This window comes from Providencia sp. PROV252 (assembly GCF_033676005.1).
Classification (GTDB): domain Bacteria; phylum Pseudomonadota; class Gammaproteobacteria; order Enterobacterales; family Enterobacteriaceae; genus Providencia; species Providencia vermicola.
Genome location: NZ_CP096294.1, coordinates 3,908,095 through 3,931,399 on the forward strand (window position 1 = coordinate 3,908,095; position 23,305 = coordinate 3,931,399).

General features: G+C 36.6%; 22 protein-coding genes and 1 tRNA gene. 9 read left to right on the forward strand and 14 right to left on the reverse strand.

Features of this window, described 5'->3' with window-relative positions; all coding sequences use genetic code 11:
* Positions 1-35: 35 nt before the first annotated feature.
* Both M1F05_RS18010 and M1F05_RS18015 read right to left on the reverse strand, forming a co-directional pair.
* On the reverse strand, positions 36-329 hold the full coding sequence (locus tag M1F05_RS18010) for a co-chaperone GroES (protein WP_206083465.1): 294 nt from the start codon (positions 327-329) through the stop codon (positions 36-38).
* A 163-nt stretch (positions 330-492) separates the two neighbouring features.
* Positions 493-1,008, reverse strand: a complete 516-nt coding sequence (locus tag M1F05_RS18015; RefSeq protein ID WP_206083464.1) for an FxsA family protein — start codon at positions 1,006-1,008, stop codon at positions 493-495.
* A gap of 440 nt (positions 1,009-1,448) precedes the next feature.
* Here M1F05_RS18015 and aspA point away from each other — a divergent pair, with 440 nt between their 5' ends.
* From aspA to M1F05_RS18050, 7 genes are all read left to right on the forward strand, one after another.
* Positions 1,449-2,873: an aspartate ammonia-lyase gene (gene aspA, locus M1F05_RS18020; protein WP_206083463.1), complete on the forward strand. Its 1,425-nt coding sequence runs from the start codon at positions 1,449-1,451 to the stop codon at positions 2,871-2,873.
* 146 nt (positions 2,874-3,019) lie between these two features.
* Positions 3,020-4,342 carry an anaerobic C4-dicarboxylate transporter gene (locus tag M1F05_RS18025; RefSeq protein ID WP_206083462.1) on the forward strand — a complete coding sequence of 441 codons (1,323 nt, stop codon included), beginning with the start codon at positions 3,020-3,022 and terminating at the stop codon, positions 4,340-4,342.
* Between the two features lie 679 nt (positions 4,343-5,021).
* Positions 5,022-5,315: a helix-turn-helix domain-containing protein gene (locus M1F05_RS18030; RefSeq protein ID WP_206083461.1), complete on the forward strand. Its 294-nt coding sequence runs from the start codon at positions 5,022-5,024 to the stop codon at positions 5,313-5,315.
* A gap of 214 nt (positions 5,316-5,529) precedes the next feature.
* Entirely contained in the window at positions 5,530-6,102 is a 573-nt protein-coding gene (gene dicD, locus M1F05_RS18035) for a division control transcriptional repressor DicD (protein WP_412990682.1), read from the forward strand.
* A 126-nt stretch (positions 6,103-6,228) separates the two neighbouring features.
* Positions 6,229-6,304, forward strand: a tRNA-Phe gene (locus tag M1F05_RS18040).
* A gap of 782 nt (positions 6,305-7,086) precedes the next feature.
* Complete coding sequence (locus M1F05_RS18045) at positions 7,087-7,428, forward strand: helix-turn-helix domain-containing protein (RefSeq protein ID WP_241016812.1); 342 nt, start codon at positions 7,087-7,089, stop codon at positions 7,426-7,428.
* A gap of 90 nt (positions 7,429-7,518) precedes the next feature.
* Positions 7,519-10,722: an ATP-binding protein gene (locus tag M1F05_RS18050; protein ID WP_241016811.1), complete on the forward strand. Its 3,204-nt coding sequence runs from the start codon at positions 7,519-7,521 to the stop codon at positions 10,720-10,722.
* Here M1F05_RS18050 and M1F05_RS18055 read toward each other — a convergent pair.
* The 6 genes from M1F05_RS18055 to M1F05_RS18080 all read right to left on the reverse strand — a co-directional run bounded on the left by M1F05_RS18055 (position 10,700) and on the right by M1F05_RS18080 (position 16,805).
* Positions 10,700-11,353, reverse strand: a complete 654-nt coding sequence (locus M1F05_RS18055; protein ID WP_206083458.1) for a response regulator transcription factor — start codon at positions 11,351-11,353, stop codon at positions 10,700-10,702. The two genes, M1F05_RS18050 and M1F05_RS18055, sit on opposite strands and share 23 nt — an antisense overlap.
* Before the next feature lie 69 nt (positions 11,354-11,422).
* Complete coding sequence (locus M1F05_RS18060) at positions 11,423-12,406, reverse strand: fimbrial protein (RefSeq protein ID WP_206083457.1); 984 nt, start codon at positions 12,404-12,406, stop codon at positions 11,423-11,425.
* Between the two features lie 3 nt (positions 12,407-12,409).
* The gene (locus tag M1F05_RS18065; protein WP_206083456.1) at positions 12,410-13,135 is read right to left on the reverse strand and encodes a molecular chaperone; all 726 of its coding nucleotides are present in this window, start codon (positions 13,133-13,135) and stop codon (positions 12,410-12,412) included.
* Between the two features lie 6 nt (positions 13,136-13,141).
* The gene (locus M1F05_RS18070; protein WP_206083455.1) at positions 13,142-15,622 is read right to left on the reverse strand and encodes a fimbria/pilus outer membrane usher protein; all 2,481 of its coding nucleotides are present in this window, start codon (positions 15,620-15,622) and stop codon (positions 13,142-13,144) included.
* A 131-nt stretch (positions 15,623-15,753) separates the two neighbouring features.
* Positions 15,754-16,287, reverse strand: a complete 534-nt coding sequence (locus M1F05_RS18075; protein ID WP_136135351.1) for a fimbrial protein — start codon at positions 16,285-16,287, stop codon at positions 15,754-15,756.
* Positions 16,288-16,496: 209 nt separating this feature from the next.
* Positions 16,497-16,805 (reverse strand): helix-turn-helix domain-containing protein, encoded by a 309-nt coding sequence (locus M1F05_RS18080; RefSeq protein WP_206083454.1) that lies wholly within the window; start codon positions 16,803-16,805, stop codon positions 16,497-16,499.
* Between the two features lie 558 nt (positions 16,806-17,363).
* Here M1F05_RS18080 and M1F05_RS18085 point away from each other — a divergent pair.
* On the forward strand, positions 17,364-17,771 hold the full coding sequence (locus M1F05_RS18085; protein ID WP_206083453.1) for a DUF2628 domain-containing protein: 408 nt from the start codon (positions 17,364-17,366) through the stop codon (positions 17,769-17,771).
* A gap of 118 nt (positions 17,772-17,889) precedes the next feature.
* Here the strand turns inward: M1F05_RS18085 and M1F05_RS18090 are convergent, their stop codons facing one another.
* Entirely contained in the window at positions 17,890-19,461 is a 1,572-nt protein-coding gene (locus tag M1F05_RS18090; RefSeq protein WP_206083452.1) for an AbgT family transporter, read from the reverse strand.
* A gap of 455 nt (positions 19,462-19,916) precedes the next feature.
* Here M1F05_RS18090 and M1F05_RS18095 point away from each other — a divergent pair, with 455 nt between their 5' ends.
* Entirely contained in the window at positions 19,917-20,285 is a 369-nt protein-coding gene (locus tag M1F05_RS18095; RefSeq protein ID WP_206083451.1) for a DUF1992 domain-containing protein, read from the forward strand.
* Between the two features lie 9 nt (positions 20,286-20,294).
* On the opposite strand, the gene M1F05_RS18100 is transcribed toward M1F05_RS18095, so the two are convergent.
* The 5 genes from M1F05_RS18100 to M1F05_RS18120 all read right to left on the reverse strand — a co-directional run bounded on the left by M1F05_RS18100 (position 20,295) and on the right by M1F05_RS18120 (position 23,303).
* Positions 20,295-20,996, reverse strand: a complete 702-nt coding sequence (locus M1F05_RS18100; RefSeq protein WP_206083450.1) for an AraC family transcriptional regulator — start codon at positions 20,994-20,996, stop codon at positions 20,295-20,297.
* Positions 20,997-21,248: 252 nt separating this feature from the next.
* Positions 21,249-21,584 (reverse strand): tRNA-binding protein, encoded by a 336-nt coding sequence (locus M1F05_RS18105; protein WP_206083449.1) that lies wholly within the window; start codon positions 21,582-21,584, stop codon positions 21,249-21,251.
* A 193-nt stretch (positions 21,585-21,777) separates the two neighbouring features.
* Entirely contained in the window at positions 21,778-22,104 is a 327-nt protein-coding gene (locus M1F05_RS18110) for a DMT family transporter (protein ID WP_206083448.1), read from the reverse strand.
* Between the two features lie 21 nt (positions 22,105-22,125).
* Positions 22,126-22,551: a DMT family transporter gene (locus M1F05_RS18115; RefSeq protein WP_206083447.1), complete on the reverse strand. Its 426-nt coding sequence runs from the start codon at positions 22,549-22,551 to the stop codon at positions 22,126-22,128.
* Positions 22,552-22,604: 53 nt separating this feature from the next.
* Positions 22,605-23,303, reverse strand: a complete 699-nt coding sequence (locus M1F05_RS18120; RefSeq protein WP_206083446.1) for a hypothetical protein — start codon at positions 23,301-23,303, stop codon at positions 22,605-22,607.
* Positions 23,304-23,305: the final 2 nt, after the last annotated feature.

Below are 23,305 nucleotides of genomic sequence, written 5' to 3' on the forward strand. Positions count from 1 at the left end.
ATTCTTTTCGTTCGTTGAGAAGTTTTAAGTGAAAATTACGCTTCAACAATTGCCAGGATGTCACTTTCAGACATGATCAGGACTTCTTCATTGTCGATTTTTTCAGCTTTCACGCCATAACCGTCGTTAAAAATAACGATATCGCCAACTTTCACATCCAGCGCTTTAATTTCGCCATTTTCGAGGATGCGGCCTTGGCCTACTGCCAGAACTTCACCACGCGTTGATTTGCCTGCCGCAGTACCGGTCAGAACAATGCCACCCGCAGATTTAGATTCTACTTCTTTACGTTTAACGATAACACGGTCATGCAATGGACGAATTTTCATTAATAGTTCTCCTATAAATAAAGTCCACACTAGGTAAAAGGACGATACCAGCATGTCTTAAATAAACTAGTACCATGTTTGAGCAGATTGGGGCTAGACAGAGGGACTTCAAGGGGGGAGATAAAAAATTTTTCATTTTTATCTCCCCACAAATACGAAGGATTTACGGTTTCGGACGGTCGTCTTTATCTGATGAGTCTGATTTATCAGTGTTATCAATGGTAAAAGACGGGTCGTCTTGTTTACGTTGGAATTCGCCATCAAACGTATTACCGTTTTGATATCCGCCATTTCTTGACTGATTAAAACCCGCGCCAGGTTGATAGAAACGAATATGCGGGATTAATCGCATTACGATAAGTTTTTGTACTGGTGGAAGTAATAACAATAAACCAATAAAGTCAGTGAAAAACCCTGGCACGATGAGTAAAAAGCCCGCTAAAACGAGCGCAACGCTTTTAATCATCTCTGCCGCTGGGCTTTCACCAGACGCTAATTTTTGTTGGATTTGCAGGACATTTTTCATGCCTTGGTTTTTCACCAAGGAGACCCCCAAACAGGAAGTTAAGACCACTAAAATTAGTGTCATTAGAACTCCCACTTCGGAAGCGACTCTCACGAAAATAACCGATTCAATGTAAATGAGAATACATATCAGAATTAGTGGTAACCAGCGCACAAGTTCTCCTTTATTTCAATAAGCTATCAACTATTTTACGCCCCTCGGAAAACCTTTGTGAACTGCATCTAAGAGACAACTATCAATGTTCGCTTTTTTCTTTAGTATAGCCATAATAATTGGGGCAAAGATAACGTTTTTCAACTCATAGAGTTTTTTGATTAACCAGACTTATCTGTGATGAATATCACACAACGTAAAATCTGTTGCATAAATCAAACTATATAGTGATCTAGGTTCAAGGCATTGTTTCATTAAAGGCATATTATCTACCCATAAATCAGTAGATCATAATGCTGATAACGTAGTAGAAGGTGTTAATCGCTTGTAAAGTTTTATTTTGCGATATTAATCACCTGTTAAGTTTTGTTTTTACGATATATGGATTTTTAAAAAGCGCATAAACGGACAGTAACTGTAATCTAATTAAGAAGGTTCTCATGTCAAACAATACTCGTATCGAAGAAGACCTGTTAGGTAAAAAAGAAGTTCCAGCCGATGCCTATTATGGTGTTCATACTCTGCGTGCGATTGAAAACTTTTATATCAGCGACCGCACTATTAACGATGTCCCAGAATTTATTCGCGGCATGGTTATGGTTAAAAAAGCGGCGGCTTTAGCCAACAAAGAACAACACACAATTCCACGTAATATCGCGGAAACCATCATCAAAGCATGTGATGTTGTTTTAAATGAAGGCAAATGCATGGACCAGTTCCCTGTTGACGTATTCCAAGGTGGTGCGGGCACATCACTGAATATGAATACCAACGAGGTTCTTGCAAATATCGGTCTTGAACTGATGGGGCATAAAAAAGGGGAATATGAATTCCTAAACCCTAATGACCACCTGAACAAAAGCCAATCCACTAACGATGCTTACCCTACTGGGTTCCGTATCGCAGTATATAACTCTGTACTGAAGTTAATTGAATCTGTTGAATACCTGAAAAAAGGCTTTGAAGCTAAAGCTGAAGAATACAAAGACATTCTGAAAATGGGTCGTACCCAGTTACAGGATGCCGTTCCAATGACCGTCGGCCAAGAATTCCATGCTTTCGCTACCCTTCTGAAAGAAGAAGAGAAAAATCTGAAACGTAGCATCGAATTACTGCTCGAAGTTAACTTAGGTGCAACGGCTATCGGTACAGGCCTGAATACCGCACCTGGTTATTCAGAACTGGCAGTGAAAAAATTAGCTGAAGTGACTGGTTTACCATGCGTTCCTGCTGAAGACTTAATCGAAGCAACTTCTGACTGTGGTGCTTACATCACTGTTCACGCAGGCTTAAAACGTCTGGCAATGAAACTGTCTAAAATCTGTAACGACTTACGCCTGCTATCTTCCGGCCCTCGTGCAGGTCTTAAAGAAATCAACTTACCTGAGTTGCAAGCAGGTTCTTCTATCATGCCAGCAAAAGTTAACCCAGTGATTCCAGAAGTGGTTAACCAAGCGTGTTTCAAAGTTATTGGTAACGATATCTGCGTAACAATGGCAGCTGAAGCAGGCCAATTACAGTTAAACGTAATGGAACCAGCTATCGGTCAAGCAATGTTCGAGTCTATTTCTCTGATGAGCAATGCATGTCGCAATCTGCAAGAGAAATGCATTAGCGGTATTACTGTGAACAAAGAAATCTGCGAAGCGTTTGTCTTTAAGTCAATCGGTATCGTGACCTACTTGAACCCATTCATTGGCCACCATAACGGTGATATCGTAGGTAAAATCTGTGCAGAAACAGGTAAGAGCGTCCGTGAAGTTGTGCTTGAACGCGGTTTACTAACTGAAGCAGAGCTGGATGATATTTTCTCTGTTGAGAACTTAAAACACCCAGCTTACAAAGCAAAACGTTTTGATGACTAAAAGTTTATGTTTATCATAAATAATACTTAAAAAAATAAAGGCACGCCTCTCATCGGAAAGCGTGCCTTTTTTGATTCATGCACACACAAAAAATTAACATAACAGTTTCATAATTTTAATTTTCATTTTGTCGAGGAGTAAACACTATGTTAGCCGTAGAATTTGTCATTGTTCTGCTGGCCATTTTTTTGGGGGCCCGTCTTGGTGGGATAGGTATCGGCTTTGCCGGTGGCCTTGGTGTACTGGTACTCGCTGCAATTGGCGTGAAACCAGGTACCATTCCATTTGACGTTATCTCCATCATCATGGCTGTTATCGCCGCTATCTCTGCGATGCAAATTGCAGGCGGTTTAGATTATTTAGTTGCTCAAACAGAAAAATTACTGCGCCGCAATCCTAAATACATCACTATTCTTGCCCCAGTTGTCACTTACTTTCTGACGCTCTTTGCAGGTACAGGTAATATCTCTTTAGCCACACTACCTGTAATTGCAGAAGTCGCAAAAGAACAAGGCGTTAAACCTTGCCGTCCATTATCAACAGCGGTCGTTGCTGCTCAGATTGGTATTACTGCATCACCAATTTCTGCTGCGGTTGTCTATATGGCATCGGTCATGGAAAACCCTGCGATGATGGGTGCTGGTAATACAGTCAGCTACATCACCCTGCTGGGAATTTTACTGCCATCAACCTTCCTCGCGATTATGTTGATGTCATTTATTATCTCTTGGACGTTTAACTCTAAACTTTCTGATGACCCAATCTATCAAAAACGTTTAGCAGAAGGCTTAATTGAACTGCGTGGTAGCCAAGTCAAAGAAATCAAACCTGGTGCTAAATCTTCCGTTATGCTGTTCTTATTAGGTGTTATCGGTGTTGTCTGTTATGCCATCATCAATAGCCCAAGCTTAGGGATTGTCGAAACACCATTGATGAACACCACCAATGCGATTTTGATCATCATGCTGACTGTAGCAACGTTGATTACTATCCTTTGTCGCGTAAATACCGATGCTATCTTGAACTCCAGTACCTTTAAAGCAGGTATGAGTGCATGTATCTGTATCTTAGGTGTGGCTTGGTTAGGTGATACTTTCGTACAACACAACCTTGAGTGGATCAAAGCAACTGCGGGTGACTTAATCCACGAACATTCTTGGATGCTAGCGGTTATCTTCTTCTTCTGTTCTGCGCTTCTGTATTCACAAGCAGCAACAGCAAAAGCATTGATGCCAATGGCACTGGCTTTAGGTGTTAGCCCACTGACTGCAATTGCGTCATTCTCTGCGGTTTCTGGTCTGTTTATTCTGCCGACTTACCCGACACTGGTTGCTGCGGTACAAATGGATGATACAGGGACAACGCGCATTGGTCGCTTCGTCTTCAACCACCCATTCTTTATCCCTGGTACCATTGCTGTCGCATTAGCCGTCACTTTCGGCTTCCTGTTCGGTGGAATGATGCTCTAGCCCTATTCATCAATTGAACAGCCTAAAAAACCCGTGACATCATTCACGGGTTTTTTCTGTTCGAAAATATATTTATCATTGTCACTAAAGTGGCAATGATAAATATAAAATCTGTAAAGATCATTCATCAACATTATTTTCTGTCTCATATTATAAATTTAATAAAAGAGGTAAATATATAAACCATAGCTATCTTATATATATTCAATACACCAAAATAAGATATAAAAATCGAATAAAATAAACCAAATTTTTCCAATGAAACATTTATATTAATAACCTCAATATAAGTGTAACAAGCAATGAATATATTGATTAAATCTCAGTGTAATTCCGCTAAGTTCGTCAGAAAACAACAAAAACAATATAGCTAAAATAACGATATTTTTAAATGTATAATTTCAAAAAAAACAGATATTAACGTGATAAACCTTATATATAATCCTTTAAAATCAACAATGCATACTCTTTTATTGTGTATTATAAATAGGCGCTATCTATTAATACCCAAAAATCCATCCGCCATAAATATTGGTAATGCTAAACTCATCCTTGTCTAATAGGTATTAGAAAACCATTCAGGTTCTCTTTTAAACCCGTTAAACGAGCGCTAAATTATAGAATAAGTCCATTACTTAAAATAATTTATCTCATCAGCATTAATTTATTTGGGGGAGGAATGTTAAGTACTCAACGAAATGATAATACCGATATTTCCATTTATATTGGAACCTATCTAAAACACCGAAGAAAAGCGGTTGGTTTAACAGGTGCGCAATTAGCATCACGATTAAGCATTAGCCAGCAACAAATTTCTCGTTACGAAAGGGGTAAAAATGCCATCACCATACAAGGTCTGTTAGATATCTTACAAGCCCTTGAGTTAAGAAAGCATGATGTCGATGATTTTATGAAGAAAATTTTTCAGTTTTATTATATCGATGTTGCGCTAGAGGCAAATTTGATTAATTAACGTTCCAGTCTAAATTTGATATTCACTGTCAATTTAGATTCAGGGGGGATATTTCCCCCTCCTGTTCCTCCCGCCTTTCTACAAAAAATGCCCCGTTTATTCATTTATGTAGCTCCGCCAGCTCCATTGCTATTGAGCAAAGCGCTATAATTCAATATTGATCATTGCTATGATGAAAAAAACAGACACGATGCCGATGGAGTTCATAATGCCTATCCAGCGCGAAACAATTTTAAGCCATGCATTAAACCAGTTAGAAATTCAGGGGTTATCCGCATCAACAGAAAATTTACTCAGTGAAATTGAATCTGATTTTTCGACTATTCGCCAATTTTGGCCTGATGATGAAGCCCTTATTTATGATTGCTTGCGCTTTCATGGACAACAAATTGAAGTATGGCAGCGCCAAACGCTCCTAGAGGAAACGCTAAGCCCACAGCAGAAATTAATGGCCCGTTACCAACAATTGTCCGAGAAAGTGAGTGAGGGGCGTTTTCCAGGCTGTTTATTTATCTCTGCTTGTAATTATTACCCCGACTCAGAGCACCCGATTCACCAGCTCAGTCGCCTACAAAAAGACAATTCCTTTAATTTTACCAAAAATTTATTGGATGAACTTGATATCGAAGACTCTGAGCTTGTTGCAAACCAAATGGAACTGGTTCTCGAAGGGTGCTTAAACCGTTTATTAGTCCAACGTGACATTCAAGATGTTGAAACAGCGCAGCACCTTTCTGAAGATATTTTGACGATCGCATTATGCCGTAAAAAAGGGGCGCTAAGCTAAAAAAGCCACATTAGCACGTTAAACAATCACCTTTTGCTGAAAAAGAAAACACTCAGTAAAAAAAAACGTTTTTTTATTAAAAACTCATTGACGCAAACAGCTGAATACGGTTTAATGCGCCCCGTTGCCCGGATAGCTCAGTCGGTAGAGCAGGGGATTGAAAATCCCCGTGTCCTTGGTTCGATTCCGAGTCCGGGCACCACTATTTAAAGAACCCGCCCAAAAGGCGGGTTTTTGCTTTTGTATTTTCAAACACTCATACTTAGCTAACTAGGCTAAAGACACGGAATGGCCTTTACTCTCATCTAAACACCTATTTCTCTATACTCTCTGTTTGCAAGCTATGAGTAATAAGCCTATATACAGAATATAGATATAAAAATAACCATAAACCAAAGTTAATTGGCTTAACTTATACTAAATAATTAGGAGGGAACTAGAAAAAGCCAAACGCTAAGGTTTATAACTAGATTATTATTCTCACCCTTTTCTCATTTCATCCATTAAATGGCGCCCACTCACTCTTATTACGTGTATTTACTGGCTTGTTGTCTCATTTAAAAACCTAAAAATAAGTTTTTATATTAATAGTTATTCAAATAAACCACTAAAAAACTATAATATCATTTTTTATTCCCATCTATTGAGCTAAAAAAATAATCAAATACAATATTAAACAATAAATAATAATAATTTGTAATGAGAATGTAGCCAAGCCTTAATGCAATAAGTCAACTAAACCTTACCAAGCAATTCACAATCAATACTTAACATACTGTTGAGTAACAAAAATAGTTCTCTGAAATAAAAAGAAAATAAATATAATGCTTAAAATAAGTCTCTACATATGAACCTGAAATAAATGACTTAACATTATTTTTAATTAAGGAATACCTTATATTCTAAAATCTTATTTTTGTCATAATTTACTCTTCAAGATAAAAATAGTTTTATGAATCAATGATACTAGGGTCAAGTTTCCACATGAAAAAGAAAAAAGATACAACTTATTATATCAGCCAGCTAGTTGGTAAATGCTTACAAGAATACCGACAAGAGTTAGGTATTAGCGGTGAGAGCATTGCGAAAGAGCTAGGTATTAGCCAACAGCAATTATCTCGTTATGAACGAGGTGAGAATGCATTAACCGTAGATGTATTATTTAAATTTATTCTTATACTCGGTATTAACTTTCCAGATTTTTACCATAGGCTATTCTATATCGTTAGCCATCATCCTAAACTTTCACACCATATCACTAATTTAAATGGTTTTGGTTGGGAATTAGATGATTTGAAAGACTATTACAATTCAGCAATTGTCTAACCTTTGGCATAAAGAAATATTGTTTAATTTGTTTATTTTATATTATTATGAAAATTATGGAGTTTGCCTATAATCGATGAGAACAGCACTATGCCTACCCCTTCTCCGACTGCATTTTCAAGGATAACTCGCACATCAGGACGCACAAACAGCATACTCACTGTTACTTTTCCTTTGTTGTTTATTCTAATAGCAACATTATTTTGGAGCGCAGAACGAATTGTCCAACAAGAAACTAGGCGGTTAGAGGTCGATTTTAGGTCACTAATAGGCTATATCAATGAGCAAGAGAAATTTTTAAGATCGTTAAATAAGCAAAACCAAGATCTATCAGAGCTAGTTGAAAGCCGAACCTATGCAATACAAGAGCAATCACTACCAACCAAGCTATCATTACATTTACTTGAAGGTAAAGAGTCTTTAGTCGCAATGCCATTCACGCTGGCCTGTGATAGAAGTTTAGAATGCTCCCGAGTACCCAGTATATTATTTTCTTTAGGCGCTTACTTAGCTGATTATTATTCCACGTTTTGGGGTGGGTCCTATTTCCCTGCCGCCGCTGTATTTTTTGTCAATGAGCACGACCAAATTAGTATCAGTGTGCCTTCTGTTGGCACTGTATTAGGAAATGAATCGATATCTCCAAACTTATATTATTCCGTTATTGATAACGTCAGGAAAAATTTACCTGCTATCCACGCACAGTTTTCAGAATCACAACCGACTGATTTAAAACAAATTATTTGGTTACGTCCAGTACCTTTTGATAATATTCTTATCGGGATTATTCCCGCAGGTTTTGATGAGCATTTATGGCAGAATGCTCACATTTCCCCTAAAAATATTTATGCGGTCAGTATGTTAAGCCAAGCTAGGTTAAGTGTGCTGGAACGAATGTTAAACCCCACACTCACACATCAATTTTGGCTAATTCATACGAAATATGGTCAGTTACTTGGAACAACCCAAGCGCCTGAGGAAGAAGCATTAGAAGGTATTTTTTATACCAAAGATGGCCTGGTTCTTAAGCTTTCATCTAAAACTGATGAATGGACTGGATATTATAGAATTAGTTATGCTGCTTTTTTTGAAGACAACCTGTGGTTTCCTATCAGTTTAGTTATCGCTCTTTTCTTTAGTTTATTTTGTGGATGGGGATATCACCGCTGGTACCAGCGAAAAATATTACAACCTGCGATAGACTCCCAGCAAGCCATCTTAGAAAATGAAGCATTCAACCAAACGCTTATCGCAACAACCCCTATCGGCCTATGTGTAATAGATAAAGAAACCCAGCAGTTACGCTTCGCGAATGAGTTAGCTCGTTACTGGCTAAAAATAACCAATATATCTACTCCCCACGACTCAAATGAATATAATGAATTACTCGTCAAGGTTCTTTCTGACACAGAACACGTTAAAACGACTTTAAAATCAGGGGAGCATGTCCTCTATGTTGTGAGTACAGCAACTTATTACCAACAGCGCCCTGTTATTTTATGCGCATTTACTGATATCACCATCCAAGCAGAAACTGAAAAACAACTTGATGATGCGAAGCGGCTTGCAGAAGAAGCCAACCGAGCTAAATCGACATTTTTAGCAACAATGAGCCATGAAATAAGAACTCCACTTTATGGCCTAATCGGTACGTTAGAATTACTCGCAAACACCTCTCTTTCACCTCAACAAGCTCATTTTATTGAGAGAATATCAACAACGTCCCAACTACTTATGCAATTAATTGGCGATATTTTAGATATTAGCAAAATAGAAGCTAACCAAATTCAAATCCATAATCATCCATTTGATTTATTAGAATTAGTACAACAAACCGTTCAACTATATCAAGGTATTGCTCAGCAAAAAGGGTTACTCCTATTTGCTGTTATTGACCCAAGCGTACAAGCAAATAGAATTGGTGACTCTGCTCGACTGCAACAAATTTTAGGTAATTTACTCAGTAATGCAATTAAATTTACCCACAGGGGCACGGTTACTATTGAACTCAAAAGAAGTAATAATAATATATTAATACGTGTCAGTGATACCGGTGTTGGAATTAGCCCTGAACAACAAATAAAATTATTTGAGCCATTTTATCAAGCTCATTCAGAAATTCATGCCTATGGCGGTACTGGTTTAGGCCTATTTATTTGCTCTGAGCTCATTAAATTGATGGATGGGCAGATAAGCCTACAGAGTGAAGTTGGGGTTGGTAGCTCGTTTCTCGTGACACTACCTTTAGCACTCGATATACAGCAACCACATTGGCTACCACTAAAAAATACCAATATTTGGTTACAAACCCCAAACCCATTATTGACTGAAAATATAACGCAATGGCTAAAACGTTGGGGGGCTAATGTTTATTTCACAGAAAATAGCCTCCCCATAGATACCTCATCCGTTATTGCTGTCGGCATCTTAATTCCATCGTTTCCTCTGCCAACTCATTGGGATGGACAACAATGGGTAAGTCCTGAGATGAATTTCCGACTATCTGAATTAAATCAGCAGCTATTCTTACTACAAAATAATAAAGAACAGAGATCCCTTATTTGTCCAACATCTCGTATACAAACTCACATGCATAAATACCCGCTTCGCGTTTTAATTGCTGAAGATAACCCCATTAACCAAGTTGTTCTACAAGAGCAGCTTGAATTACTCGGTTGTAAGGTATTTATTGCCAATGATGGTGAAGAAGCGTTGGTGATTTGGGATAACGAAATTGTCGATATCATCCTTACAGACGTTAATATGCCTTATCGTAATGGTTATGAACTTGCACAGCAGCTGCGCAGTGAAGGCGAAACATGTCCGATTATTGGTGTTACTGCAAACGGATTAAAAGAAGAAGAAGAGCGATGCCTAGAATCTGGAATGGATTCATGGCTTGTAAAACCTATAGAGCTAGAAACCTTAATTCAATTATTCAACCGTTTATTCCCGATTTACTCCTCATCAACTTTAGAAATGGCTCCCCTAGAAATGATTAACCCGCTAAATGGAGAAGATAGAGAAAAAATTATTCATCATTTTATTACCGATATTACTCAATTTTGCCAAGCTGTTGAAGATAACAATATTGATGAAATAAAACAGTTATCCCATCGTATCCGTGGCGCATTAATTAGTGTGGAACAACGTGAATTAGCTAATGAGCTTCGTGAGTTTGAGGCAACATTAGACTCACAGGCATCAACACACATTGATATTCAGGTTAACCAGAATATCTGCAATCAATTAGCTAATTGGATAAAAAAAATCAGTCAAATAAATGATGTGTAAGGCAATAACTGATTAACGCTTGATTATTATCAACACCCAATTTACGCATTGCGGCATTTTTCTGTAAGCTGATAGTTTTATCACTGCGGTTTAATTGCTTTGCAATATCAACAATAGGCTTTCCTTGAACAAAAAGGCGCAATACCTCAAGTTCACGAGGTGATAATGTCTTTACCCTATCATTTAATGTTACCGCATTACGGCTTTTTAATGTCGTTGTCATATCTGCAACAGGAACTCGATATTGGCGGCCTTGCCCTGCTAATGTGATAGCCTTCATCAGGTCGCTTAATGGTGCCTCTTTTGACACCACCGCGCTCACCCCTGAATCATATAACATTTGTATAATCATTGGGTTAGAAACCATCGTTAATACAATCACGGCAATATTTGGGTATTGACGACGTAAAAATTGAATATAATTCTGGCCATCGCTAGATTGGGTATTATTAGGCATCATATAATCAGTTACGATCACATCAACCTCATTTTTTTTCAAAAAAGAAAATAGTTCAGCATCCTGAGTGTAGGCACCTAAAATTTCTAAATTCATTGATTGAGAAAGTGTATCTTTCAAACCTGAAAGCACAATGGGATGATCATCAACTAATACTAATTTGAGTTTTTTCATTTAATAATACTCAGCATCAGAATATGTATATTCAATATAACACCATAGAAAAAATGTCAATTAACACTCTTAATATGAAACAACAACTCGAACTGTTTTAGAAAACGGACCTGAAGCGATGGTGCTGCCTGCAATCTTGCTTAATGTCGCAGTAAAAGGGACACTAATCGGTGATTGTGGCATGATTTCACCAATACTGTAACTTTCATTATAGTTAATATCAGTTGAATTACGGGTTAATAGCGTTTGTAATCCATTACCCATATCAAGATATTTTCCGCCTAGCACCGTATTATTATTTGGTTCAAAACGAACTGATATATTCAGCCCTGTTTCGCAGTCTTGTGGCACTGACATGCCTAAATTAAAAGTTCGACTAACTACCTCTCCCGCATTCATTTGTTTTGGTGAAATAGTGCCAAAATTTACGCTTCCCCCATTAGAAGCCGTGATATTCACCGCAGGTGTAGGGCAAAGTAGGGTTAAATCCCCTTTAATTCGCACATAAGTTGGTCCGCCTAAATCCTTACCTAAGTAATCCACATGAGTTCCTAATAAAAATAACCCAGTATCAAAAGGTTTAAGAGCATTAGCCCCCTTGTAAACATAGAAGTTATACATGAAAGCAATATTACGTGTAGTTCCTGTCTCTGGTTGACTCCAATACCCTAAATAAATATTTGGAACAGTTGGGTTGGTTATCGTTACTGGATTAGGAGATGAAATTACATTTTGTTGTGTCACACTGACACCACTATTAATCAACAATGTTTTAATTGCATTCGGCATTGTATTTTTAAAGTAAACTGCATTAGCTGTACTTGATGAGCCAGTAAACTCACATGTCACTGATACATATGAGCTCATTGCTGATGTCAATAAAGTACCATTTGGAATTGAAGTACTATTATTTGTAATATCAAAGGTTAATTCTTGTTCTATAGATGTAGCTCCAGAACTCGGTACACAATTATTAACCGCAGCTACTGACTGAAAACTTAGCAAAAATAAAAATAATATAGTGAATGTATTTATTTTTTTCAAAATTAACATAATTTACCTCTTATCCTTTTCATTTGACAAGGAACAAGTGGTATTACATGTATATTTCAATAAGTTTGGTGTTCCATAATCATCAATATAAGTCACAATCATTTTTGGTGATTTCACTTGTTTATCTGATAGTAAATATGTTGCATTGCTATTTGGCTTCACGACAATTTCTTTAAAATCAGGAACTTTAGATTCATTATCATTAACATTAATCACAACAATGTGATAGGGCGTCGGATTAATTAGTTTTAATGACCCTCCCACTTTCTCCACTTTCAACTCTTTTTGCCAATCATTATTAGGGTATTTTTTCAATTCACTCGGGCGATAAAATAATTTAAAACGTGATTGAATGACAATTTCAACTGCATTTTCTAGCTTTGTTTTTGGTGGAATACCCAATACATTAAAATAAAATAATGACTCTTGGTTACTCGGTATTTTTACATCATTTTTTGACAAACTAATTCTAACCTGCTTTTTTTGATTCGCTTCAACACGTTGTAATAAAGGCAAAGCAATCAGTGGTTCTGAAATTTTTTCGCCATTTTCATTCTCGATCCATGATTGAACTAAATAAGGATCTTTTTTATCAATATTTTCAATCACAACGCTAACACCTTTACTTGCTTCATCATAAATAACGCGAGTACGGTCAACAGAAATTGATGCATGTGTGTATGTGCTAATTAAAATTAAAGCACTCATTATTAATTTAAGTTTTTTCATAATTTTCTATTCTTTATTACAGGTTATGTTTTTACTGGTTAAATGAGTTTGTTTACCTAGCATAATTCGACATGACTGGTCACCACTCCATTTAACTGTTAATTGTTGGTCTGGCTGGAAGCCAGTTAAATAAACTTGCCCTTCCTCTGCAATCATTCCCAATACATTTTTATTATCAGAGCCATAAACTAAAGCACCAAATGGAGGCGTATTGCCGTCAGGGAATTTAATTGTGACTAACGCTTTTTCACCCACTAATGTATTAAGCTTTGAATAACCAACTGCACCATCAGTTAAATTTGATTCAATCACGCTGTCATCAATGCTGACATTGTCTGGTACATTATTAAGATCAACATACTGGGTCGACCTATAATAGGTTGGAACATTACTAATTGCGGCTAAACCAAACCCATTCGTGACTGATTCATTTTTATTAATTGATACCCCTTTCGCTTTATCTGTATCAATAACCATACGAGCTTGGTTATCATAAACTCGTCGGTGTAAGACTGGGCCTTGGCTGGTAATGGTCAAAGAGCCATCTAGTGACCCACTTAATGTATGGTAGTCTTCGCCATAGGAACCCGTTAGTTGTGCAGTACCATATTGCGTATCACGATAAACGGATGCATTCATTGCCGCATTTTCAAAAAAGTCTTTACTTGATAAACCTAAACTAACGTTATTATCATTAATTTTAGAGTTGTAATTAATATTACTATTATATTTCTTATCAATATCATTATAAGAACTAAAGTATTGAATCCGTGAATTTCTTTCACCACCAAATGGGACGCTTAACGAAAGGTATGCTTGCTTAGAGCGTGTACCTTTTACGTAGCTACTTTCACCAATTGATAATGATAAAATCGCATTATTTATAAAACTTGTGTTTATGGTTTTATTAAACGATAAATTAAGAGTATTGTTATTTTTTGATTCTTTCCAATAACTTTCCCGTGAATAACTTAAACTTATATCTGCCTGTAAATCAGGGAGTTGTTGTGTAAAAGAAGTCGTAAATACATTTTTCTGCCGATAATGTGGCGTTAACGGAGTTTCTTTTAAGCTAATATAGTCATTCACTGACATAAAGCCTTCATTAGAAAATTGGTACCCTGTTAAATCCAATCGACTCGAATTTGAAAAACGTTTTGCATAATTAATACGGTAACTTTCACCAGTATGTAAAGCAACATCCTGTAATTGATTTCTCGACTGTGTAATATCAAAAGATACTGCACCAAAGCGTTCCATATTTACCCCAACACCTGCATTATAGGCATGGTATTCATCATTAGTGGTTGCGAAAACACCACCAAAAATAGACAAATTATTGAGGATCCCCCAAGAAGCTTCAGTTGATATAAAATCATCATTAATGTTTTTATATCCCATTGGGTCTAACCGACCTGCATTTAGTTTATATTGCACCATGCCTGGGCGTGTTAAAAATGGAATATTAGTCGAAGAAACTTGGTACTCACGTATAGAGCCGTCTTCCTCTGTAATTTTAACATCAAGAGCCCCCGATAAAGAGGAACTTAAGTTATCAATTGAAAAAGGCCCTGGTGCCACTTTCATTTGATTCAAGATACGTCCATTTTGCGAGATAGTAACCGTCGCATTACTTGTCGCGGTTCCAGTAACACTCGGTGCATACCCTCTTAGAGAAGTCGGTAACATGTTCTCATCAGTAAAGACACTAACACCGTTAAAACGTACAGAATCAAATACATTACTTACTGTATAATATTTACCCGCAAAAAATTTTGCGGATAAACTAGGTAAATCTGTAAATAAATAAGTTTGTACCCATTTAAAATTATCATTTTTATTATCATTAAAGTCTTTTTGGTATTGATAATTACTGCGGACACGCCAACGCCCTACATTCGCACCAACAGAACCGAATGAGCTAAAATTATTAATGTCTCGAGTATTCTTATATTTAATATAGTTTTCAACAAGGTTGTAATCCAAAACGAGCGCATTAACCCCAACTTCCCGCTGCATAGGCGGAACCCAATTTTCATCAGAGTACTGAAAATAAGCTTGAGGTATTGAAAGCATTAACTCTTGCTTTTCATCATCGAATCTAGCCTGAATGTTTTTATCCTGAGATGTAAGGTCATAACACTGACCATTTTCCCATGTAGGCACTTCTTTAATAAACTCTTCTTTTAACCCAATAACTTCTACTAAGTTTCTAGAAATACAAGGTTGTATATTTTCATCTTTTTTTAAAAAATTTATTTGATCAAAATAATTAATTCTTCGACCATTTACCGATACATTAGAAAAATAAGAACCTTCACTAATTTTATTTTTCTCAAATGCACTTAGATCTATATTAGTATTACCCAAAATAGATAATGCGTCTTCATTAAATTGAACAGAATCCGCATTAACATAGTAAGTGTAAAACAATAAACTAGATACTAAACTAGTCACTATGTTTTTATTAAAATTGTTCTTTTTCATTAGCCGCAATATTCTATAATGGATTTATTGAATTAACTCATATAACTGAAAATGCTGTGAAGCAATTGCTATACACAGCATAATCAGCAAATATAAGATTTATTATTTTTTTAATATTTTTATATTAATACTTATTGGTAATCTAAAACGTAAGCGACTGTAGATTTAACAGAACCGGCAGTAGCTGCACCTAATGCCTGCATACGAGCAGATAAATTAATAACATTTGTCCCTGCATTTAAGCTTTGCTCAACAGTATCATTTGTTTTTAAATTTGCTCCACTTGCATTTTGGAATAACACACCAACATTGGTAGCAGTACCAGTACTTGCCCATAAAGTGCCTGCTGCATCCATTTGGCCAGTGAATTTAACTGTTACTTTAGAATAATCAGTACCACTAGCAGTAGGGTCCAAAATACAATCCGTTAATTCTAATGTAAAATCAACATTTGGACCTTGTGAACCAGCTGTTTGTAATGATGCCGCTGGAACAGAACCTAATTGAACTTCTTTGTTAACAGAAGAAGGAGCAATAGTACAAGCACCAGTATTCACTGTACCATTAAATTCAATAGTACCACTTCCTACATCCGCAGCGAATGAAGTTGATGCAGCAGTGAATGTTAATGCGATAATTGAAGATGCTAATAGCGTCTTTTTCATTTTAAACCCTTATTTCATGATATTATTAATATATACTAAGGCAATACCTTAGTTGGTACACAGCCATACCAATAGTATTATTGATATAACTAGAATTCAGTTAACTTTATTCGTATCATTATTTTAATGACTTGAGATGTCCGATAACATGTGAAGTAATATAACTACTAACATGAACCGTAAATATAAGGAGATCCTTAAAACAAATACTAATCTTCATTTTTTTTATTTTTTGAATAAAAACCATGACTTAATAATGAATTATATTCAGAGATCCAATTTTTTGATTGCTCTAAATCTATATCTTCAAGGAAATAATGAACACTGACTTTAAGGAAGTCTGCAATCATAACTAATGAATCGATATCTATTCTATTAATACCTCGTTCATAGCGGGAAAACTGTTGTTGACTAACATTCAAAGCCATTGCCACTTCAGTTCCCGTTAGTCCATACTCCCTTCTAAGCTTCTTTATTCTGCTCCCTACTATTTTGGCAATAGGATATCTAGCTGCCATTTTTATTTCCTTTCTGAAAAATACAAAGTAGATACTGAATAACATAAGAATAACTAACTGCGAGCAATACTAATTAAATAAAATAAAAATAACAAACTCACATACGAGTAATAAATAAAACTAAACATTAATTTTATTTATTAAAATCTCTGATTTTTGACTATTAATATATGATCCACACTTAATATAAGTAAGGTTTATGAAACATTATCTAGCGAACTCGTCATTTTTCGGGTAAACGCCATCATCAAATATGGTTACTTATCTCACATATCATAAAAATACAGTTTTTTTATCTGATAAATCATCAATGCTAAATTTTATTTATTAACTAAATGTTAACATTTACGTTTTAATGAAATTTTATATCACCAAGTTTTGGTGAAACCTATGCTTATAAAATAAGATACCTTAAGACTATAAACTTTCTTAAGGTTTTATTGGGCTCTGAACTAAACATCTTAACTATTGTGATTATTCAGATTATTCATACCTCCATACTCTATATATTTCGTTATCATTTACATAATTTTTATTAGTTAATCACAGAGGGATAAAATGGAGCAAAAACAATATTCTGAGAAATGGCAGAAGCGCTTTAACTTTTTTGACACTCATGGAGCACCCGATACGCCAGAGTTTAAAGCCGCATTGAAAGCGGAGTCTTTCGGTGGACGCCTGCTCATTAGCATGAATTTCTTCGCCTTTTTCTTCGGTATTATTTATTTTTTGATTTTAGGATTATGGAAAAAAGGTTTAGTCCTACTGGGGATTTCTATTGGTTTAGGTCTGGTGCTCAATGTCATTGATTTTATGATTGGTGGTACGATTCCTAATGGAGCTTATACCGGCCTTTCCGTCGGGATTTCAGCTCTCTGGGCGATGATTGCTAATTATGCTTATTATATAAAAGAAACCAAGGGACTTGATGGGTGGAATCCGTTCGAAGGGATCCGCATGGTATAGGTATAGGTAAAATATTACCTGATAATTTATCGAATAAAAAAGTGGTTATAAAAGTGCCCCCAATAGTTGGACAACCAATTATTGGGGGTCTTTTTATGCCATAAAAGTTAAATAGTCATTAACTTCCTGGGGTAAAATAAATTGGTGAACCAGGTCCGACTGGGATACCTAATACAAATACCCAGACAATAAAGAACAATGACCAGCCTATCAGGAAGATAATCGAATATGGCAACATCATTGAAACCAATGTACCAATCCCCGCATCTTTCTTATATTTCACCACAATCGCCATAATCAGACCAAAGTAGCTCATCATCGGCGTAATAATATTGGTGACAGAATCCCCAATACGATATGCAGCTTGAATGGTTTCCGGTGCATAACCCGCTAACATTAGCATAGGAACAAAAATAGGTGCGGTTACTGCCCATTGAGCTGATGCTGAGCCGATCATTAAATTAATAAATGCACAGATAAGAATAAAGCCAATAAACAGTACACCACCATGAAGATCAATACTATTTAAGAAATTGGCACCTTTAACTGCGATAACTTGCCCAATATTGGTCCAGCCAAAGAAGGCAACAAATTGTGCGGCAAAGAAAATAATGACGAGGTATAAACCTAGCGTACTCATCGCGCCCGCCATTGCATCAACAATATCTTTATCCGAACGCATAGTTTTTGCTATATAGCCATACACAATACCGGGAACAGCAAAGAAAACAAAAATAAAGACCACAATACCTTTTAAGAACGGTGAGTTACTGACTAAGCCAGTGTCTTGGTTACGTAATATTCCATTTTCTGGTACTACCATTAACGCTAAAAGTGCAGCCAATCCCCAAAAAGTCACAGATGCCCAAAATAAGGCTTTTTTCTCTAACGGGGTGACGTTTGCAGATGCATAAAGGCTATTTTCATCCTCATCAACAGCACCACCCGTGTATGGGCCTAATTGTGGCTCAACAATTTTTTCAGTAATTAAATAACCTAAAATAGTAATTAAAAACGTACTCGCAAACATAAAATACCAGTTTGCTTCTGCGCCCACGATATAAGTTGGGTCAATGATTTGTGCTGCTTGTTGAGTGATACCCGACAATAATGGGTCAACCGTACCTAATAATAAGTTTGCTGAATAACCACCGGAAACCCCAGCAAATGCGGCCGCAAGGCCTGCTAAAGGGTGGCGACCTAATGAATGAAAAATGATAGCTGCGAGCGGAATAAGTACCACATAACCTAACTCTGCCGCGGTATTTGACATGATCCCAGCAAACACGATCGCCATTGTGGTTAATTTTCGTGGGGCTTTGGTGACAACCAAACGCATGGCAGCGGAAAGTAAACCTGCTCGTTCAGCAATCCCTACCCCTAATAATGCGACTAGTACCGTTCCTAACGGTGCAAAGCCTGTAAAATTGGTGACGACATTCGCAATAATTTTTCGGATCCCTTCGGCATCCAATAAACTCACAATATGAATAATACCATCTTCTGCGCGCCCTTTTGCACCTTCTGGACGAGGGTCCGGCACACTTACACCGAAGTACTGACCAATTGCTGAGGAAACTAATAAAATCGCAATTAAAATAATAAATAAAATAACAGGATGTGGTAGAGCATTGCCTAGCCACTCAACCGTTCGTAAAAAACGGCTTCCCTCTTGCTTTTTTTGTTCCATATTTTCTCCTTATAAACAAGAAAAACGGACATTACACAATGTTTTTGCTTTTTGCTATTTACAAATAGATAATTCTAAATCAACAAAATTCATACAAATCAGACATAAAATTCAACATGATTAGGACTAACTCATTTTTATTAGCTATTAATATTATTAATTTAGCCAAAGAGGATAATTACAACCAAAATAATCTTGGTAAATTAATTTCGATAAGTGTGGTCAACATAACAATTTTCATATTATCTATGGCTTTTTTTCGTCATTTATCACTAATTAAATATCATTTTTTAGTAGTTTTATTTTATATAAATCGTAAAACCCTTATTTATCAATACTCGATAAAACCTTGTTTATAATTCGGAATAACAAGCTTAATAAAGAATAATCTGCCAATGTATTTATATTGATATAGAAGGTTATAATAGTAAAAAACAACTCATGGAGCCTCTATCATGTCAGTTATCGACCTTTGGGCTGAACGCCATATTCAAGAAGCGCTAAGTAGAGGTGAACTTTCAAATTTAGCTGGGGAAGGTAAAGCTTTGCAGCTTGAAGATGACAGCCTGGTTCCGCCTGAGCTAAGGGCTGGATATCGCTTATTAAAGAATTCGGGATATTTACCTGCTGAATTACAGCAAAGAAAAGACGCGCTAACACTGAGCCATCTACTTCAAGGACTGTCGGTTGATGACCCTAATTATGTCAATGTGAGCAAACAACTCGCGCTGCTTGAATTAAAATTAAGGCAAGCGGGGGTAAATACCGATTTTTTACAGGGTGAATATTCACAGTCAATTTCAACACATATTGGCAAAAACTGAGAGGTAGCTCTAACGGGGTATTATCGCTTGAGTTCGATATTCAAGAGGGGTTTTGCCATAGTATTTCTTAAACGCATGGCTAAATGCAGAGTGTGAATCATAACCCACACAAAGGCCTATGGTTTCTATACTGCTATTTGTGAGCAATAAACTCCCCGCAGCTTCCATCCGCTTTTGTTGAATAAATTGCATCACCGTTAAGTGTGTTTCCGCTTTTACTTTTCTTTGTAACGTACTGACTGACATACAAAAAGCGAATGCCATATCTTCACAACTAATGGGCAAATGTAGCCGAGTCTCAATCCACTGAGAAACGGTATCAATCCACTGACTTTCGGGTTTTAATTGCGCCAACAGTAAACGTGCCACCGCAAAATTATTTTCAGGTGCTTGGGGAAAGCTTTGTAACCAATGAAGCAAACCAATTGCTGAAGGTGTCAGAGCAAATTGGGTCATTTTCTCGTCCAATGCCCACTGCGCCGTTGCAGGCATTTCCAAAACATAGTTTTTATTACCTTCTTGACCGCTAAACGCATGGCTCACACTTGGCGGGATCACGATACCCTTCCCTGCATCTAATTGAAAATGCTGCCGATGCATATTGATTTCCATTTGCCCTGACAACGACAATACGACTTGCCACTGCCCATCGTGTTGATGAGAAATGACCTCGTCAGAATATTGTCGAAAATGCAGTTCAGGTAATCGCAAAGGAAACACTCCTACTGATACAGATAATAGCAGTATAACCTTTTTACCTATAAATGGCAGTGATGCCAATATGCCATCACTTGAGAATTAAAATAAATATAACGAAAAGTTATATCAAATTGAATGCTCTATATAATTCGTTTTATCGCTAGGCAGCAAGCAAAAGATCCTAGGTGCATACAAAAGTATGTGACTAGGGCGAGTGAGTGAAGCCAACAACGCGATAAAACGAAGTATGACGAGCATTGGGCATTAAGCGAGTAAAGCGCCGTTTGGGAGTGGTAAATTAAACTCGGCTAACACAATAGCGCCCTTTTCATCAGGAGCCCCTGTTATTAACACTTCAGATTTAATCCCTGCTATACGTTTTACTTCAAAGTTACAGACGCAGAGAATGCGCTTGCCGATTAGGCTTTCAGGGGTGTAATTCACGGTAATTTGTGCGCTAGAGCGTTTGATACCCAGCTCACCAAGATCAACTTCCATCACGTATGCGGGTTTCTTTGCTTTACTATTTAGCTCTGCACTAATAATGGTGCCAACACGCATTTCAACACGGGTAAAATCATCCCACTCAATAATTTGCATACTTCCATTCCTAAACTAAATCACTGTTGGTCACTAAATTAGCATAGGACAAGCCAAAGGCATTATCGTCAAACAATCATTTTATATTGAGAAAAAATCAGTGACCTCAGGTGATTTGCAAAAAAATAACCCTCAACACAAAACAATTGAGGGCAAACAATGAACGAGATAAAGAGCAAAAATAAAACAAGACTTACATTGTTGAGAATGTATTCATAATTATCCCACCAGAGATAATTAACCCCATGGCAAATACCGCAGGAAAGTCTGGTTTTTGTTTATATAAAATCATAGAAACTAATGTCACACCAACAATACCAAATCCACACCATAATGAATAAGCTACACCTACAGGGATATACCCCATTGCACGAGTCAGTGCGAAATAACATAAACAATAGGCAATGATCACTAAAATAGAAGGCCCTAATTTGCTAAAGCTATTGGTTTTTTTAATCATTGAGGTTCCAGTTATTTCAGAACCAATCGAAAGTGCTAGCCATAAAAATCCAGTAAACATAATTTCCCCCTTAAATTTTAATTAATGAACAGCTTTATTATTGGTGGATAATAATGACTCTTTCGTTTCTTTATTTGGCTCTTCTGTGTCTTCTTCATCTGCCCCCATTTTGGAGAACAGATTCATGATCACAATTCCACTTGCAATCACCGCCATACCGATCATTGCTGCAGTATCAGGATGTTGCCCATAGAACAGCATGCCAAGTGTAGATACCATAAGAATCCCAGTGCCTGACCATGTTGCATACGCTAAACCTACAGGGATATATTTAACAGCTCGAGAAAGTGAGTAATAACAAACAACATACAGTATAACAATCAGTGCTAATAATAAGGACTTCGTAGTCCCTTCGCTATTATCAAACATTTTCAATGTAGAGGTTGCTGAGGTTTCTGAAATAATAACCGCCAGCATCCAAAGCCATGATTTTGCTTTAGGGGACATAGATAATACTCCTACAATAAATAGAAAAATTAGATTTAATTAATTTTGATGTTTTATTTCTTTAAAGACTTTAAAGACTTTAAATAATCGACAGCTGAATCAGTTAATTTATTATTACTCGCAATATACCCTCCAGGGTCTTTCATTACTTCCTTTAAAGTAATATAGCGATTTTTTTGATAGTTATTTTTAGGTTTCAACTCTTGGTTAAAATCATTTATCAATAATTTACCTTCAATTTCATTTAGTGTATTAAACTCCACACCTAATGAAATAAGTTTCGACATATTTTCTTTAATAATATTATTGTATTTTTTATTTTTATCTAAACCTAAAATTTGGTTGAGTTCACTCTCTGGGCAGCAATGATGTTTTAATGCCAGCACAGGAATATTTTGTGCAAGCGCATGCAAAATCAGTTGGCTTTCTTCGCTGGTAAATAAGCCGTTTGCGACTTCACCAACCACCTTGGCATCAATAAAAGGTAAAAATACACAGTGGTAGTTTCCTAATGCATTTAGATGCAACGTATTTTTATCTAATATTGTTCCCAATGTTGCCCACTGTGCAAAATAAGGTGTTGCAGGCATTAATTGGGTGGCATAGAGCGAAAAAGAAACCGATAAAAATTGCGTTAACCGTTGGTAAATCGCCTGTTGGTAGCCTTCTACAGGGGATAACACCACAAGAACATGCGGGTTTAGTTGCCTTAATACCTGTTCAACTATCCGTTCAATCTGTTTTTCATTCACCT

What these genes read in the sequence shown, in the direction of transcription:
- M1F05_RS18090 (WP_206083452.1), bottom strand. Translation starts at nt 19,461, where the DNA reads ATGGAACAAAAAAAGCAAGAGGGAAGCCGTTTTTTACGAACGGTTGAG.
- M1F05_RS18030 (WP_206083461.1), top strand. Translation starts at nt 5,022, where the DNA reads ATGTTAAGTACTCAACGAAATGATAATACCGATATTTCCATTTATATT.
- M1F05_RS18105 (WP_206083449.1), bottom strand. Translation starts at nt 21,584, where the DNA reads ATGCAAATTATTGAGTGGGATGATTTTACCCGTGTTGAAATGCGTGTT.
- M1F05_RS18050 (WP_241016811.1), top strand. Translation starts at nt 7,519, where the DNA reads ATGCCTACCCCTTCTCCGACTGCATTTTCAAGGATAACTCGCACATCA.
- M1F05_RS18070 (WP_206083455.1), bottom strand. Translation starts at nt 15,622, where the DNA reads ATGAAAAAGAACAATTTTAATAAAAACATAGTGACTAGTTTAGTATCT.
- M1F05_RS18045 (WP_241016812.1), top strand. Translation starts at nt 7,087, where the DNA reads ATGAAAAAGAAAAAAGATACAACTTATTATATCAGCCAGCTAGTTGGT.
- M1F05_RS18115 (WP_206083447.1), bottom strand. Translation starts at nt 22,551, where the DNA reads ATGTCCCCTAAAGCAAAATCATGGCTTTGGATGCTGGCGGTTATTATT.
- M1F05_RS18080 (WP_206083454.1), bottom strand. Translation starts at nt 16,805, where the DNA reads ATGGCAGCTAGATATCCTATTGCCAAAATAGTAGGGAGCAGAATAAAG.
- M1F05_RS18110 (WP_206083448.1), bottom strand. Translation starts at nt 22,104, where the DNA reads ATGTTTACTGGATTTTTATGGCTAGCACTTTCGATTGGTTCTGAAATA.
- M1F05_RS18095 (WP_206083451.1), top strand. Translation starts at nt 19,917, where the DNA reads ATGTCAGTTATCGACCTTTGGGCTGAACGCCATATTCAAGAAGCGCTA.
- M1F05_RS18025 (WP_206083462.1), top strand. Translation starts at nt 3,020, where the DNA reads ATGTTAGCCGTAGAATTTGTCATTGTTCTGCTGGCCATTTTTTTGGGG.
- M1F05_RS18010 (WP_206083465.1), bottom strand. Translation starts at nt 329, where the DNA reads ATGAAAATTCGTCCATTGCATGACCGTGTTATCGTTAAACGTAAAGAA.
- aspA (WP_206083463.1), top strand. Translation starts at nt 1,449, where the DNA reads ATGTCAAACAATACTCGTATCGAAGAAGACCTGTTAGGTAAAAAAGAA.
- M1F05_RS18085 (WP_206083453.1), top strand. Translation starts at nt 17,364, where the DNA reads ATGGAGCAAAAACAATATTCTGAGAAATGGCAGAAGCGCTTTAACTTT.
- M1F05_RS18055 (WP_206083458.1), bottom strand. Translation starts at nt 11,353, where the DNA reads ATGAAAAAACTCAAATTAGTATTAGTTGATGATCATCCCATTGTGCTT.
- M1F05_RS18075 (WP_136135351.1), bottom strand. Translation starts at nt 16,287, where the DNA reads ATGAAAAAGACGCTATTAGCATCTTCAATTATCGCATTAACATTCACT.
- M1F05_RS18065 (WP_206083456.1), bottom strand. Translation starts at nt 13,135, where the DNA reads ATGAAAAAACTTAAATTAATAATGAGTGCTTTAATTTTAATTAGCACA.
- M1F05_RS18060 (WP_206083457.1), bottom strand. Translation starts at nt 12,406, where the DNA reads ATGTTAATTTTGAAAAAAATAAATACATTCACTATATTATTTTTATTT.